Source organism: Candidatus Aquicultor secundus (genome assembly GCF_002791875.1).
Taxonomy (GTDB): domain Bacteria; phylum Actinomycetota; class Aquicultoria; order Aquicultorales; family Aquicultoraceae; genus Aquicultor_A; species Aquicultor_A secundus.
In genome coordinates this window covers 30,283-44,091 of record NZ_PFNG01000120.1, presented here as the reverse complement: position 1 = coordinate 44,091, position 13,809 = coordinate 30,283, and the positions used below count along the sequence as shown (strand labels likewise).

Annotated in this window: 12 protein-coding genes; 1 reads left to right on the top strand and 11 read right to left on the bottom strand. The window is 50.2% G+C overall.

Translation table 11 applies throughout. The features are described from left to right. Both COY37_RS05005 and COY37_RS05000 read right to left on the bottom strand, forming a co-directional pair. Window positions 1–253, bottom strand: a 253-nt coding sequence (locus COY37_RS05005; RefSeq protein ID WP_286976521.1) for an IspD/TarI family cytidylyltransferase, incomplete at its 3' end; no start/stop codon positions are given. Continuing rightward, on the bottom strand, window positions 234–1,322 hold the full coding sequence (locus tag COY37_RS05000; protein WP_286678830.1) for a PIN/TRAM domain-containing protein: 1,089 nt from the start codon (window positions 1,320–1,322) through the stop codon (window positions 234–236). The genes COY37_RS05005 and COY37_RS05000, both read right to left, overlap by 20 nt. Before the next feature lie 225 nt (window positions 1,323–1,547). Between COY37_RS05000 and COY37_RS04995 the strand changes: the two genes are divergently transcribed. After that, entirely contained in the window at window positions 1,548–1,943 is a 396-nt protein-coding gene (locus tag COY37_RS04995; protein ID WP_286976519.1) for a nucleoside triphosphate pyrophosphohydrolase family protein, read from the top strand. Window positions 1,944–1,985: 42 nt separating this feature from the next. Here the strand turns inward: COY37_RS04995 and disA are convergent, their stop codons facing one another. The 9 genes from disA to COY37_RS04950 form a co-directional block, all read right to left on the bottom strand. Continuing rightward, window positions 1,986–3,059, bottom strand: coding sequence for a DNA integrity scanning diadenylate cyclase DisA (gene disA / locus COY37_RS04990; protein WP_286976515.1), 1,074 nt, complete (start codon window positions 3,057–3,059; stop codon window positions 1,986–1,988). 216 nt (window positions 3,060–3,275) lie between these two features. Further along, window positions 3,276–4,631: a DNA repair protein RadA gene (radA, locus tag COY37_RS04985; RefSeq protein WP_286678827.1), complete on the bottom strand. Its 1,356-nt coding sequence runs from the start codon at window positions 4,629–4,631 to the stop codon at window positions 3,276–3,278. After that, on the bottom strand, window positions 4,628–7,093 hold the full coding sequence (locus COY37_RS04980; RefSeq protein WP_286678826.1) for an ATP-dependent Clp protease ATP-binding subunit: 2,466 nt from the start codon (window positions 7,091–7,093) through the stop codon (window positions 4,628–4,630). The genes radA and COY37_RS04980 overlap by 4 nt, the downstream gene beginning before the upstream one ends. Window positions 7,094–7,429: 336 nt before the next feature. Continuing rightward, window positions 7,430–8,947 carry a lysine--tRNA ligase gene (gene lysS, locus COY37_RS04975; protein WP_286976511.1) on the bottom strand — a complete coding sequence of 506 codons (1,518 nt, stop codon included), beginning with the start codon at window positions 8,945–8,947 and terminating at the stop codon, window positions 7,430–7,432. Next, window positions 8,947–9,456 (bottom strand): transcription elongation factor GreA, encoded by a 510-nt coding sequence (greA, locus tag COY37_RS04970; protein ID WP_286678824.1) that lies wholly within the window; start codon window positions 9,454–9,456, stop codon window positions 8,947–8,949. The genes lysS and greA overlap by 1 nt, the downstream gene beginning before the upstream one ends. A 418-nt stretch (window positions 9,457–9,874) precedes the next feature. Continuing rightward, a complete protein-coding gene (locus COY37_RS04965; protein WP_286976507.1) occupies window positions 9,875–10,954 on the bottom strand; it encodes a polysaccharide biosynthesis protein in 1,080 nt (359 codons plus the stop codon). 44 nt (window positions 10,955–10,998) lie between these two features. Further along, window positions 10,999–11,904: a DUF8754 domain-containing protein gene (locus COY37_RS04960; RefSeq protein WP_286678822.1), complete on the bottom strand. Its 906-nt coding sequence runs from the start codon at window positions 11,902–11,904 to the stop codon at window positions 10,999–11,001. Further along, complete coding sequence (locus COY37_RS04955) at window positions 11,843–12,442, bottom strand: hypothetical protein (RefSeq protein WP_286678821.1); 600 nt, start codon at window positions 12,440–12,442, stop codon at window positions 11,843–11,845. Before COY37_RS04955 ends, COY37_RS04960 begins: the two co-directional genes overlap by 62 nt. Before the next feature lie 152 nt (window positions 12,443–12,594). Continuing rightward, the coding region (locus COY37_RS04950) for a S1C family serine protease (protein WP_286976504.1) at window positions 12,595–13,809 on the bottom strand (1,215 nt) is incomplete at its 5' end.

Sequence of the window (13,809 nt, the reverse complement as noted above, 5' to 3'; positions counted from 1 at the left end):
TTATAATAGAATACGTATCGATAACGGAGAGACACCTATCGAAATTTTCTTCCGCGGTAATAACGATTATCGCGTCGATCGATGAAGCCTGTTGGAAAGCGGCGAGCGTATGGGCAAGCACCGGTTTTCCCGCGAGCGGCAAGAACTGCTTGCCGCCCTCCGCTCCCATACGCGTGCCCTTTCCCGCAGCAACTATCAAGGCCAGATTCATTTCGGTCGTTTCACCGCCTGTATCACCTGCGTCTATCGCCATCTTTCATCCGGCCGAATATCATGCGACCGGCCGGCGTCTGCAAAACGCTGGTCACCATTATTTCAACTTCTTCCCCGACGTGGATTTTCCCACCATCGACGACGACCATGGTGCCGTCATCCAGATATCCCACGCCTTGACCGGCCTCCTTGCCCTCGCGGATAAGACCGACAAACATCTCCTCACCCGGCAGGACAACCGGCTTAAGCGAGTTTGCAAGTTCGTTCAAGTTCAACACTTGCACGCCTTGCAACTCGGCTATTTTGTTAAGATTATAATCGTTGGTCATTATCGGAGACTTCGTCTCACTGCCCAGCCTCACCAATTTGGCATCGACATCTCCCAGGTCCGGATAGTCGCGCTCGAGAATCTCCAGACGCAACCTCGGCTCATTCTGGAGGCTTTTTAAAATATCCAGCCCTCTTCTTCCCCTGTTGCGCTTTAGTGAGTCTTCCGAATCCGCAATCGTCTGCAGCTCCCTGAGAACGAATCTCGGCAACGTAAGCGAGCCCTCAATAAAGCCGGTCTTCGCGACATCCGCTATACGCCCGTCAATAATAACGCTTGTATCAAGCAGTTTTGACGTTCCAAGATCAAGCCGACCTTTTTCGGGATTATGCGCTTTAGGAATAGGTATTGAGCGCAAGAACGATTGTAGGTCATCCTTCCTCTTTAGGGAGATACTGATTCCCAAGTATCCAAGCAGTATAAATGCTAATATCGTGATTGAGAATCGCAATATTGCCAAAGATCCCGGGATGAATCCGAATGGCAGCGAGACTAGTTCGGCTAGGGCCAGCCCGATAAGCAAACCAACAAGTGCAAGAATAAGATCGGCTGTCGGTAGGTTTTGCGCTTTATTTTCTAGCCAGGTTAGCGATTTTAGCAACCGACGGCCAATGATACCACCTAGCACATAACCGATACCGACCCCTAAGATAACAAAAAGGATAAGTGCATATATATATTGATCGGACGGTATCGTTTTGTTTTGCTGGATGGTGCTCGCCAATTCATAAGCTCCGATGGCGCCGGTTACAATGAATACAATGCGTATTAACTGTAACACTACTAACACCCCTATACTTTATTTCGATGTGCGTATTCTACAACGTCACCTCCCTTCCAGCACTATACTACTGCACCGACTAGCATTTTTAGAATAGCATAGAAATAACATCATTAGCTACGAGCAGATACAGAAGATACATAGTACCAGCCCTAATTCAACTTGACAAACGCAAGAATTATTTACTACCATAAATTAAGCCGGAAGCGTCTCGAAGGGGTGAATATGGGAGACAAGAACTGCCAGCAATTTCAAAATTCTGTGTCGGAGTACCTTGTCCGCCATCGCAGCGTTCTGGATGTAATGTCAAAGCTCCAGGAGGCAAGCGCCCACGTAAACCGCGCGATCGTAAAATCGGTTACAACATGCGGCTGTCTTAAGATAGACGCCTCGAAGCAGTCGATCCCCCACAATGCAACGCTTCCTGAGCTGGCCGATTTCATGCAAACCCACCTACAGGGCTCCCTGTGCCCAAACTGCGCCGAAGTCCTCGAAAACGAACTCGGAAATGCATTATTCTACCTGGCAGGCATATGTGCTCTTCTGGGATTGGACATGGATAGGATAATGTGTAAGGAAAATAATCGCCTCGAAATGCTCGGCATGTATAACCTCATGTAGTTTAAGTTTTCTTCTGGATTCTGGCTTCTGGCTTCTGCGCTTTTAGATGTAGCGCTCGAGGATATTGTATTCTTTAAGTCTCTGAAGCCCGTCTTTGATCGCCTTCGCCCTGGCGGTACCGATGTTATCTACCAAATTAAGTTCATCAATGCTGGCGTTCATGATTGCTTGCAGGTTGTGGAACCTACCTACGATTTTATCTATGGCGCTTAAAGGAAGTCTCGGGATTTCGCTTAGCAGGCGGTATCCCCTGGAGTGGACCGGCTGCTCAAACAAGTCAACGACTTCTTCATATCCAAGTATCTGAGCGATCTTACTAAGATCAAGCAGCGCTTCGGGGGTGAGATCGGCGAGCTTGTCTTTAATCTCGTCTACCTTGTCCGGTTCAAGCGCATAGTCCTTTATAATCGTGGTTGACTTTTCTTCGGTGTTTCCGGACAGCTCGTCGAGCTGCATCCGTATCAGACGACCCTCGGTTCCCAGTTCGCTGATATAGCGATCTATCTCACGCGAGACGCGCCCAAACATCTCGGAGCGCTGCAATACGGTTACCACATCAAGAAGCGTCACCAGATCTTCGAACTCAAGCGCGCTTAAGTTCGCCAGAACCTCATCCAGACGGACTTTATATTTCTCGAGCGTTTGCAGGGCCTGGTTGGCTTTTGCAAGCAGAATCCTGATATCCTGCAAGGCGTATTTTATCCCATCGAGGTAGAGCGAAATGATATCTCGCCTCTGCGAGATCGAAATGACAAGGGCTTTTGTCTGCCTGGCCACACGCTCGGCGGTGCGATGACGCATCCCCGTTTCACTGGTTGGAAGGGTTGGGTCGGGGACAAGGTGCACGTTCGCCCGCAGAATACGGCTTAGACCCTGATCCATAATTATCGCGCCGTCCATCTTCGCAAGCTCAAAAAGGCGCTGTGCAGAAAATTCAACCGAGAGTTCAAAGCCGCCGTTGCAGAGCGACTCCACTTCCTCAACGTCGCCGATGATGATAAGGGCACCGAAGCGTGCACTTAAGATGTGCTCCAGGCCTTCCCTAAGTTCGGTACCCGGAGCGACCTTCTCAAGCGCCCTTACCAGCTCTTTCTCTGCTCGACGGTCGAAGTGCATATATACTCCCAAAGTTGATTCCTAATCTATTCTCCGGTCTATTACCATGAACCATGAATTTGGATAAAGATATCCAAATGTAAACTTGCCTACTAGTTACTATTATTGCACTTATGCTTGCACTAGTTGATAATGATAACCAATTTTTAATATTAAATCCATCGGCGGGAAATGCTCGCTTTTTAATGCTAATTCAGCTGTTTAAGCTAACTTTAGCTAACTAAGGTAGTCCAGCGCTTGACCCAGGTTCTTTGCCCTTAATAAATCCAGTTTCAAAGAGCCGGGGTTTTTCAGCTCCTGATCAGGGATAATCGCCCTCCTGAAACCAAGCTTTGCGGCTTCCTTGAGGCGATGCTCAAGCTGGTTTACGAACCGTACCTCGCCGGCCAGACCCACCTCGCCGATCGCTATCACGTCCGGCGACACCACCAGATCTTTGTGCGCCGATGCCACGGCCAGAGCAATCCCTAAGTCCGCGGCCGGCTCGTTCACCTTAACGCCCCCAACCACGTTGACGTAAATATCCTCCTGGCCCAAGCGCACCCCAAACCTGCGGTCAAGCACCGCTACCATGAGGTTGAGCCTGTTGTAATCAAGCCCGGTCGCCATTCGCCGGGGCATAGACAGGTGCGAATCCGTTACCAGGGCCTGCAGCTCGACAAGAAGCGGCCTGGTACCCTCCATCGTAGCGATAACTATCGAGCCGGATGAGTTTTCCGGGCGCTGGCTCAAAAAGAGCGCCGAAGGGTTCGTGACCTCGATCAAGCCCGCATCGGTCATCTCGAAAATCCCGATCTCGTTGGTCGAGCCGTAGCGGTTCTTAACAGCGCGTATAATCCTGAATGACTGGTAGTTGTCCCCCTCAAAGTAGAGGACGCTATCCACCATGTGCTCGAGTACCCTCGGCCCCGCAATCGAGCCCTCCTTGGTCACGTGGCCCACGATAAACGTCGGTAAATGGATACTTTTTGCAATTCGCATAAGGTAATGCGTGCATTCGCGCACCTGACTCACGCTGCCCGGAGCGGACGGAATGTCCGGGTGAAACATGGTTTGTATTGAGTCGATCACCAGCAGCTGCGGCTCAAGCATCCGCACCTGGTGATCGATCATAGTCACGTCGACTTCAGAGAGAAGCAGCAAATCCGGTGAGAGCACTCCGAGACGGTTTGCCCTTAACGATATCTGCCGCACCGATTCCTCACCGGAGACGATAAGCACCCGTCCGATTCTTCCCGCAAGTTGATTTGCCATCTGAAGAAGCAGTGTTGATTTTCCGATGCCCGGCTCTCCACCGATCAACACCAGCGATCCCGGCACAACACCGCCGCCAAGGACTCGGTCGAGTTCCGGCAGACCGGTTGAAATCCTGCTTTCTTTCTCAACAGCAATCTCCGTTATCGGCTGCGCCTGTTCGGATGGGGCCAACCTTCTGGAAGAAAACGAAATGTCAGGCTCAAGAGGTTCCTCGACCATGGTATTCCACTCACCACAATCGGGGCACCGCCCCAACCATTTTGGAGCGGTGCACCCACAAGCCTGACATCTGACTATATATTTGGTTTTACTCATTCACGCCCACCGGCTGCGCCGATCTGCGCCGGCTCCAGTTTGGTAAAGTCGATCTTACCATCTTTCCCGGTAATTATTATCTTTTCACCAGCCTTAAAGAAGCCCGAGAGCAGACCCTCAGAGAGCGGGTCCTCAACAAAGCGCTGTATCGCGCGACGCAGAGGCCGTGCGCCCATCGCCGGCTCATATCCCTCTTTTACCAGGACATCTTTTGCCTCCTCATCGAGTTCAACATCGATGGCCTGTTCTCTAAGCTGGTCGATAACCCTCTTAAACAAGAGATCGACGATCTGCTTGATGTCGTCTCTGCTCAACTCATGGAAGACGATGACATCGTCCACACGGTTTAAGAACTCGGGACGGAACGTCTTCTTGATCTCGCCCATGACTTTATTCTTCATATCATCGTAGGCGATACCCTCCTGGCTCTTGCCGAACCCAAGTGGCGTACTCTTCTGGATGTAGCGGGCGCCAAGGTTCGAGGTCATGATCAGGATGGTATTTTTAAAGTCGACGGTACGGCCCTGCGCATCGGTCAAGCGGCCGTCCTCAAGTATCTGCAGCAGGATGTTAAATACATCCGGATGCGCCTTCTCGATCTCGTCGAGCAATATAACCGAATACGGACGCCTGCGAACCTGCTCGGTAAGCTGGCCGCCCTCGTCGTAGCCCACATATCCCGGGGGTGAGCCCACCATACGTGAAACGGTGTGCTTTTCCATGTACTCCGACATATCGAGCTGGATAAGCGCGCCCTCATCGCCGAAGAGAAACTCGGCAAGTACCTTTGCAAGCTCGGTCTTACCCACGCCAGACGGTCCCAGGAAGATAAACGAGCCCGACGGGCGCTTCGGGTCTTTAAGACCGGCCCTCGTCCGTCTAATCGCCTTAGAGATGGCTTTAATGGCTTCGTCCTGGCTGATAACCCTCTTATGAAGTTCGTCTTCCATACGAAGAAGCTTCGTTGTTTCTTCCTCCGTCAGCCTGAAAACCGGAATTCCCGTCCAGGTTGATACGACATCCGCTATTTGCTCCTCGGTAACCGTTGCTACCGGCATCTGAGCGAGCGCATCCCAGGTCGAATCCTGGCCGCTCAACTCTATTTCAATGCCTCGCTCTTTATCCCGAATCACCGCTGCTTTTTCAAAATCCTGAACCGCGATTGCCGCCTGCTTCTCGCGCCGCAGATTACGCAAATCTTCCTCGATCGTCATCGTTTCCGGCGGGATGACCATTCTTTGCATGCGTACTTTGGAAGCGGCTTCGTCCACAAGATCGATAGCCTTATCCGGAAGGAATCGATCTGCTATATAGCGGTCGGCCAGCTGCGCTGCAGCGATCAATGCATCATCGGTGATGGTTACTTTGTGGTGCTCCTCATAGCGTTCGCGTAAACCCTTCAAGATGTCTACGGTCTCCTGAACCGAAGGCTCACCGACCTTGATCGGTTGGAACCTTCTTTCCAAAGCAGCGTCTTTCTCCACATGCTTGCGATATTCGTCGAGCGTGGTCGCACCTATCGTCTGCAACTCGCCCCTTGCAAGTGCGGGTTTTAGTATACTTGCAGCGTCAATCGCACCCTCGGCGGCACCTGCGCCCACCAGGTTATGCATCTCATCCACGAACAGGATAATATCCCCCCGCTCGCGTATCTCTTTCATAACCTTCTTTAAGCGCTCCTCAAACTCGCCGCGGTACTTCGACCCGGCGACCAGCGCGCCTAAATCAAGGGTGTATATCTCCTTATTCTTAAGGATATCCGGCACTTCGTTGTTGGCTATCCTCTGGGCAAGCCCCTCAACAACTGCGGTTTTGCCGACGCCCGGCTCGCCGATTAGGACAGGGTTGTTCTTCGTCCTACGGCTTAATATCTGCATAACCCGCTCGATCTCTTTCTCGCGCCCGATAACCGGGTCGAGCTGCTTCTCGTGAGCAAGCCGGGTGAGATTGCGACCGAACTCATCAAGCAGAGAACTGCCGCCATATGACCTACCATAGCTACTGGTCTCGCTACCAGACTTACCATAATAACCGCTCAAGAGCTGTATAACCTGGTTTCTCACGCGGTCAAGATCGGCACCCAGGTTGTACAACACCCGCGCAGCCACTCCCTCGCCTTCTCGAATAAGACCTAAAAGGATATGCTCGGTTCCAATGTAGTTGTGCCCGAGTTGAAGAGCTTCCCGGAGAGAAAGTTCAAGCACTTTCTTGGCTCGTGGCGTAAACGGGATATGACCAACCGGAGCGGAGGTGCCCCGGCCGATTATCTCTTCAACCTGCGCACGAACATCATACAAGCTGATGCCCAGACTCTGAAGTGCCCTAGCTGCCACTCCTTCTTCTTCCCTAATCAAGCCCAGGAGAAGGTGCTCTGTTCCTATGTAGTTTTGATTCAGCATGCGCGCTTCTTCTTGTGCGAAGACGACGACTCGGCGCGCTCTCTCGGTGAATCGCTCAAACACGGCTTATTCTCCCTTCTATTATCTCTAGCTTAGCCTCAATGCACCTTCTAAACAATATTTGCGCAGCTATCAACTGTAATATGCCCACATTTATTTTGAGACAAACAGTTGAGTTCATTTTACCATGTATCAACACTCACGGCGAAAGCAACCAAGGTGTCGTAAGTACCTATAGCGGTTTCTATCCACTAGCTCGTTGATTCTAACAAGATAACAAGTTTAAGGATCCCATAAGTATTGGTACTATATATCGGTTATCATACCCTAATTCATTAAAGACTAGATAGCAATTACATGTGAATTTAGATACCGGCTTGTAGAAAGAAAACAGGGGTTTTAACCCTTCTCCGGCCTCATGTGGGGAAAGCTGATAACCTCGCGAATCGAGTAGTTATCAGTAAGAAGCATGACGAGGCGATCGATACCGATGCCGAGCCCGCCCGTTGGGGGCATACCGTATTCGAGGGCGCGCACGTAATCGTAATCAACTGCTTTCGGGGCTTCCTCGTCGCCGTACTCGTGCAGTTTTACCTGCGCCTCAAACCTCGTAAGCTGGTCGACGGGGTCCGTTAACTCTGAAAACGCGGTTCCGACTTCAAGACCGATAATAATCAGCTCGAATCTCTCGGTAACATCGGGGTTGTCGGGTTTTTTCTTGGCAAGCGGGCTGATTTCCGTTGGATAATCGGTGACAAAGGTGGGCTGCCAAAGTTTGCCTTCAACCAGTTTTTCAAAGAACTCGTTTATGATACGTCCCTTGCCGTAGTGCTCTTCCAGCCTGATGCCGTGTTCGGATGCGATTTTTCTTAGCTCATCAAGGCTCTGGTCGAAGGATACTTTCACCCCACCGTATTTTTCAATCGACTCGATCATGGTAAGGCGCTGCCATTCTCCCGACAGATCGATCGGCTGCTCCTGATAGGTAAGCTTTAATGTACCAACGGCTTCTTCGGCGGCATATTTGATTAGCGACTCACAAAGGTTCATCATATCGATATAATCAGCATAAGCCTGATAAACCTCAAGCATGGTAAATTCCGGGTTATGCCTGACCGAGAGTCCCTCGTTGCGGAAGTTGCGGTTGAGTTCGTACACGCGCTCAAGATCGCCGACGATAAGGCGCTTTAAGTACAGCTCCGGTGCGATTCTCATATAAAGATCGATATCAAGCGCCTCGTGGTGTGTGATAAACGGCCGTGCGGTCGCCCCGCCGGGGATCGCCTGCAGCATGGGCGTTTCCACCTCCAGAAAATTGCGGTTGTCGAGCCATTTGCGAATAGCTTTAACCACCTTAACCCTGGTCAGAAGCGTCTGTCGCGCATGTGGGTTGATGATAAGGTCTACGTAACGCTGGCGGTATCTGGTCTCGACATCCTTTAAGCCGTGCCATTTCTCAGGAAGCGGCCGCAACGATTTGGTGAGCAGCGTAAAGTCCTTTACATCGATTGAAAGCTCACCGCGCCTGGTTTTAAATACCGTACCGGTTATGCCAACGATATCACCGATATCATAATCGAGAAACTTCTTATAATTCTCCTCCCCAAGCGTGCCGAGAGAGAGGAACAGCTGAATGCTCGCGGTGCGATCCTTAAGGGCCATGAAGCTTGCCTTGCCATGCCTGCGGATAGCCATAATACGCCCGGCTACCGTAACCTCCTGCCCGGTGTTCTCACCCGGTTCGATCTCAGAGTATGCATGGATGACATCGGCCAGAAGGTGGGTGCGTGCGAATTTAGATTTAAACGCAGTTTCTCCAGAAGCCCTCATCTCTTCCAGCTTCTGGAGTCTTTGTTTCATAAGTTGATTTATGTTCTCTATATTTTCGGATACTTCTACTTCCGAATCCTTCTGCATTATTCTCCGTCGGTCTTTGCTTTGTTATTTTGTCTGATTTTAATAATTTTATATTCCAGGAATCCTTCTGGAACACGTACCCGGACGACATCCCCCGCCTTCTTACCCATTATAGCGCATCCGACCGGAGATTCGTTGGATATTTTGTGATTCGTTGGATCCGCCTCAAACGAGCCGACAATCTGGTACTCCTCCTCATCGCCAAACTCAAGATCGAGCAGCAAGACGAACGAGCCAACCGAGACTTTCCTTGATTTACCGCCGTTGTTGCCATCTTCGATGATCTTTGCCAGTAAGAGCATATCATTGATCTGCATGATCCTGCCCTCGACAAACGCCTGCTCGTTCTTTGCATCATCGTACTCAGAGTTCTCGCTCAAGTCACCGAACTCGATCGACTCCTTGATCCTCGCGGCGACTTCCTTGCGACGAGTCGTCTCTAAATGACGTAGTTCCTCAATTAATTTATTGTGACCGTCTTTTGTGAGTATAATTTCTTTCTCTGACAAAACCTTTCGCTCCTTTACATGTAAGAAGCACTCACCAACAGTGCTGGTTTCATGCGAACTAGCTACGTATTATAGGAAAATGCTCTTAACTTGTCAAAATATTTCGCGCTTTTGCAGGGAGACAAGTCCCTACCTGCATTTTAAACACGGTCGAACGACAGCATTAATGTTAAGATCACTTAGTTATATCAACTATTCATGCGACTATTTGTGCAACGAAAAAAACTTTAAACGGGGATGCGAATTTACTTCTAAAAACTTAAAAGTAATATCGGCAGAAACTCATATTGGATTAGCTTTCGAATTACGAATTCGAATTAAAAACAATTGATTAAATTTCCTCCCTCAAGGGAGGGCTAGGTGGTGAACCCTCATTTTCGACCACATTCGTTCGACATTAGTAATTCGAAGTTCGAAATTATCGTATGGCTGCCATCTTAATGCCCGCATTTTCACGCACTTTGTTAATGTAGGCATCGGAGAGTTTTTTCTCGAAGCTTCTAAGCCCAGCCAGTTTAAACCCATGCTTTTTCGCAAACGCCAGGGTCTCGTTTACTTTATCGAGGCTTATATCTTTGCCGATTGAATAGCTTTCGTATTTTCCCTCTAGGGCAAGCATCATAGTCTCGGCCATACACGCCAACGCCGTTCCCTTTGGCAACCCTGTGAGAGCATGTATATCAACCTGCCCGGGGACTTTTACAATGCCGCCATCGATTACCAACACGTCTTTTCGGCGTTTCACCACGAGTTCTGCGACATCCCTGGGCCGAGCAACATCGCAGATGACCGCACCCGGTTTTACGTCATCCGGATCGATAACGGTATTCGCGGCTCCGGTCACGGTGATGATGATATCTGCGGAGCGGATTGAAGAAACAGATGTGGAAGTTTTAACATGTTTGTTTTTGGCCTTTACCTGCTCGCTCAGATTGGTAAGTTTTTTCTGATCTCGCCCGATCAATACGACCTCGCCAACCCGATCTGCCAAAACCTGGGTAGCTGCGCTTCCAATCGATCCGGTCGCACCGACCACAGCAAGCGTGGCGGCTGAGATATCTATCTCCATGCGCGACGCCGCCTCTACCGCCCCCTCGATCGCAGTCGCAACGGTGTAAGTATTTCCCGTGGTAATCGGTACCTTAGAAAGGTTATCGACCACTCTGCCGCCATCTCCGGGAATCGCCGTAAAGGCGCCTAAACCAATAATGCCGGCGCCCTCTTTTCTGCCGATCTCACATGCCTTGGCGATTTTTTCAATCACGTAATCCTGATCAAGATCATAAAACTGGTGCGGCAGGAACGGAACAATGATAAACCAGCCCATGGCCTCTTTGCCGGTAATCGATTTTATGCCGGTTATCTCAGAGATTACAAAAGGCCTACGGCGCTTCAGCACGCTGGCGACAACTTTGGGATTAATTTTATTCGCGATTTTATACTTCTTCGTGACATCGTTGATATCCATTGGATGCACTAAAAAGCCAAAAGTCTCCATAGCATCTCCTTAATGAAACAACGCAGGGCTAAGCCCATGCATCGTTAGTTTAACTTCTCAATCCTGGGTATATAATTAAGTTTTTTTAAAATATCTAGATAATCCTGAGGCGTTACCTCTTCCCATTTCTTACCCAAAAGCGATAGCAAGGCTGCCTCGAGCACGTTGGTGCCGAACGAACGCCCCTCAAAGACGGGGGTTGTTGTGATTAGCAGCTCCACACCACGTTCGCGCAAATCGTCAACGTCTTGCTTGGTGGTGGTGTTGGTAAGTATCCACTTGCCACGCATATCTTTCGGCATGTATTTACGAATAAAGAGGTAATCGCCGGCGATGACATCCGACTCCCGATAGTGCTTGGCATAACTCTCGGATGGCTCTTTTTCCTGTTTGCTGCCGGTCGGGTAAAGTATCTTAAATGGCATTTTGGTAACTACCGGTAATATCATCTTGGCAAGCACTTTAAACGAGCCCATCGTGTGTATCGGAATTGGCAGGTTAAGGCCGAAAATAAGGTCGCCGAAGAGGATTTCGCATCCAAGCTCGTGGAGTGCTTCAGCCATGCCAAAGCGGTCGACAGCGCTCACCATCAAGATTTTTTTCTGCGCCAGCGGCAGTTTCGCGTCATTTGCAAGGTAGCGCACCACCTCACGCTCAAGTGTATCCTTGAGGCCGCTTCCATCTACAACCGGTGTCGTTTTGACAACCGACCTGAGCTTTTGCGCATCTCTTATAATATATTTCTTACCATCCGCTACCAGGTAAAGATCGATGCCGCCAAGGCCGATGGCATCAACATTGCCGTCGAGTTGCCGTAGCATTTCCTTGGCCTTATCGAAATCTCCATCGGTCCCGATGCGCTCGATTGTCAAGTCTTCTCCAAGGAGGTTAACCTCGACCTTGTGGTTTCTTTTTGAAGATCCTAAACTTGCGCTTACTATACGCTTCATCGCCCGGTTCCTTCCCTTCTGTCACATTCGTCAGAACATCGTAGAGCATCTTCGGGTCGACCTTCCGGTCGCGCCGTATCGGCGAGTTTCCGATCGGTACACCGATAATCTCCCTGTCCAGTATCTTTTCCATGGTCGCGATGCGTTTGTCCGAGGCCAGGAATATAACGACGTCGTAGTCCTTCAGGCTGGCAAGAATGTCGAGCAGCTCGTTAAATATCTCGGCGCTGCTTTTTCTGCCTACATATTCCTTGCGCTCGGCCTCGCTTAAGATATAAACGAAATCAACCGCAAAGTCCTGCGCCACGTTCTCGATGTCGTCCTTGTTTGCTATGGGAAACCCTATAACCGCTATACGATTACCGCGTCTGACTTCGGCGAGGCCTTCCAAATGCGACACAAATGACCTCTCAACACCCATCGAGAGGGCCACTTCCTGCTGCGTTGCGCCGACGGCACGACGATGCAATATCTCGGTAATAATATTTGAGAGCCGGTCGCGGTCGACTAATTTGTCGCCGATCCTTACTAGTCTCATATCTTCCTTTGTGCACAAAATTGTGTACATTCAAACCACATTTTAAACCAAGCACAATAATAGTTCAACAAGAAAAGCCTCTTGGTTTAACCGGCTCCCGTGCCGTGTTACCAAGAGGCCTCTGGTTACAATATGTAGGGTGGGCTCTATACCTAGTTTTGCGGGCTCTGCACTAAATTCTGCGGGCGCTCACCCAGTGCAAATGTGACTTGCTTCTTTTCTTTACCGCGATATACCTCGAGGGTAACCCTATCGCCAACTTTGTGTTTTTCAACAAAATTCAAGATGTCATCCATCGTAAGGACGCTGATGGTATCAATTTTGCCGATGATATCGCCGCCGACCGGAATTCGCTGGCCCGTTTGGCTATTAACAAGGCTTTGGCTGCTGGCTTTAAGTCCTGCTTTTTCAGCCGGGCTTCCCGGTACTACCTGGGCTATCATAACACCGTGGTCGACCGGAAGCTTGAGAAGCTTTGCCATATCTTTGCCGACCTCTATGCCGCCGATGCCGAGCCACGGGTGGCTGGCCTTTCCGCTTTTCTCAATTTGCCCGACGATCTCTTTTACCGTGTTGCTTGGGATGGCGAATGCGATACCCGCAAAGCTACCCGAGTTCGAGGCGATCTGCGAGTTTATCCCGACAACTTCGCCAAATGCGTTTAAAAGCGGTCCGCCGCTGTTACCAGGATTTACCGCTGCATCGGTCTGGATAGCACCCCTGATTTTAAACTGTTGATTTGGTGAGTCGATGGTCCTATTTATGGCGCTTACGATACCCTGCGTTAGCGTACCGTCAAGTTCGAACGGCGAGCCGATTGCGTACACGTCGTCGCCTACTTGAAGTTTCGAGCTATCGCCGAGATCGAGCACCCTCAGCGTCTTTCCTTGCGGATCGATCTTTAGCACGGCGATATCCGTGCTGGGGTCGGTACCGAGAAGCTTTGCACTCACCTCTTGCTGATCACCCATAAGCACCGTGATTTTGTTCGCCGTGGAGTTCGAATCCTGGACCACGTGGGCATTGGTTACAATAAGGCCCGATTTGTCGACGATAAAACCTGAGCCATCGGCTTCCTGTTGCAAGGGAACGCTAAACCCGAAAAAGTCGCTCCTCACACCGGTAAACACCGACTTTATATGAACAACACCCGGGGCAAAACGCTTGTATATGTCGCCTCCGGTTAACCCTCCGGTTGTTTTTTGCCCGCCCGATTCCCGGACGACCTGATTGATGACTTTCCCCTTGGTAACGGGCACTGTCGCTTGCAGAGCAAAAAACACCAACAACCCGCCTATTACCGCCGACACTAAACTAGTTAAAGCCGTCTTCCACACAAACATCCTTCCTTTCTGGAAAATATTCAA

Bases quoted from the DNA above. Each gene is read 5' to 3' on its own strand.
- COY37_RS04995 (WP_286976519.1), top strand. From the start codon at position 1,548: ATGGGAGACAAGAACTGCCAGCAATTTCAAAATTCTGTGTCGGAGTAC.
- disA (WP_286976515.1), bottom strand. From the start codon at position 3,059: ATGCACTTCGACCGTCGAGCAGAGAAAGAGCTGGTAAGGGCGCTTGAG.
- radA (WP_286678827.1), bottom strand. From the start codon at position 4,631: ATGAGTAAAACCAAATATATAGTCAGATGTCAGGCTTGTGGGTGCACC.
- lysS (WP_286976511.1), bottom strand. From the start codon at position 8,947: ATGCAGAAGGATTCGGAAGTAGAAGTATCCGAAAATATAGAGAACATA.
- COY37_RS04965 (WP_286976507.1), bottom strand. From the start codon at position 10,954: ATGGAGACTTTTGGCTTTTTAGTGCATCCAATGGATATCAACGATGTC.
- COY37_RS04960 (WP_286678822.1), bottom strand. From the start codon at position 11,904: ATGAAGCGTATAGTAAGCGCAAGTTTAGGATCTTCAAAAAGAAACCAC.
- COY37_RS04955 (WP_286678821.1), bottom strand. From the start codon at position 12,442: ATGAGACTAGTAAGGATCGGCGACAAATTAGTCGACCGCGACCGGCTC.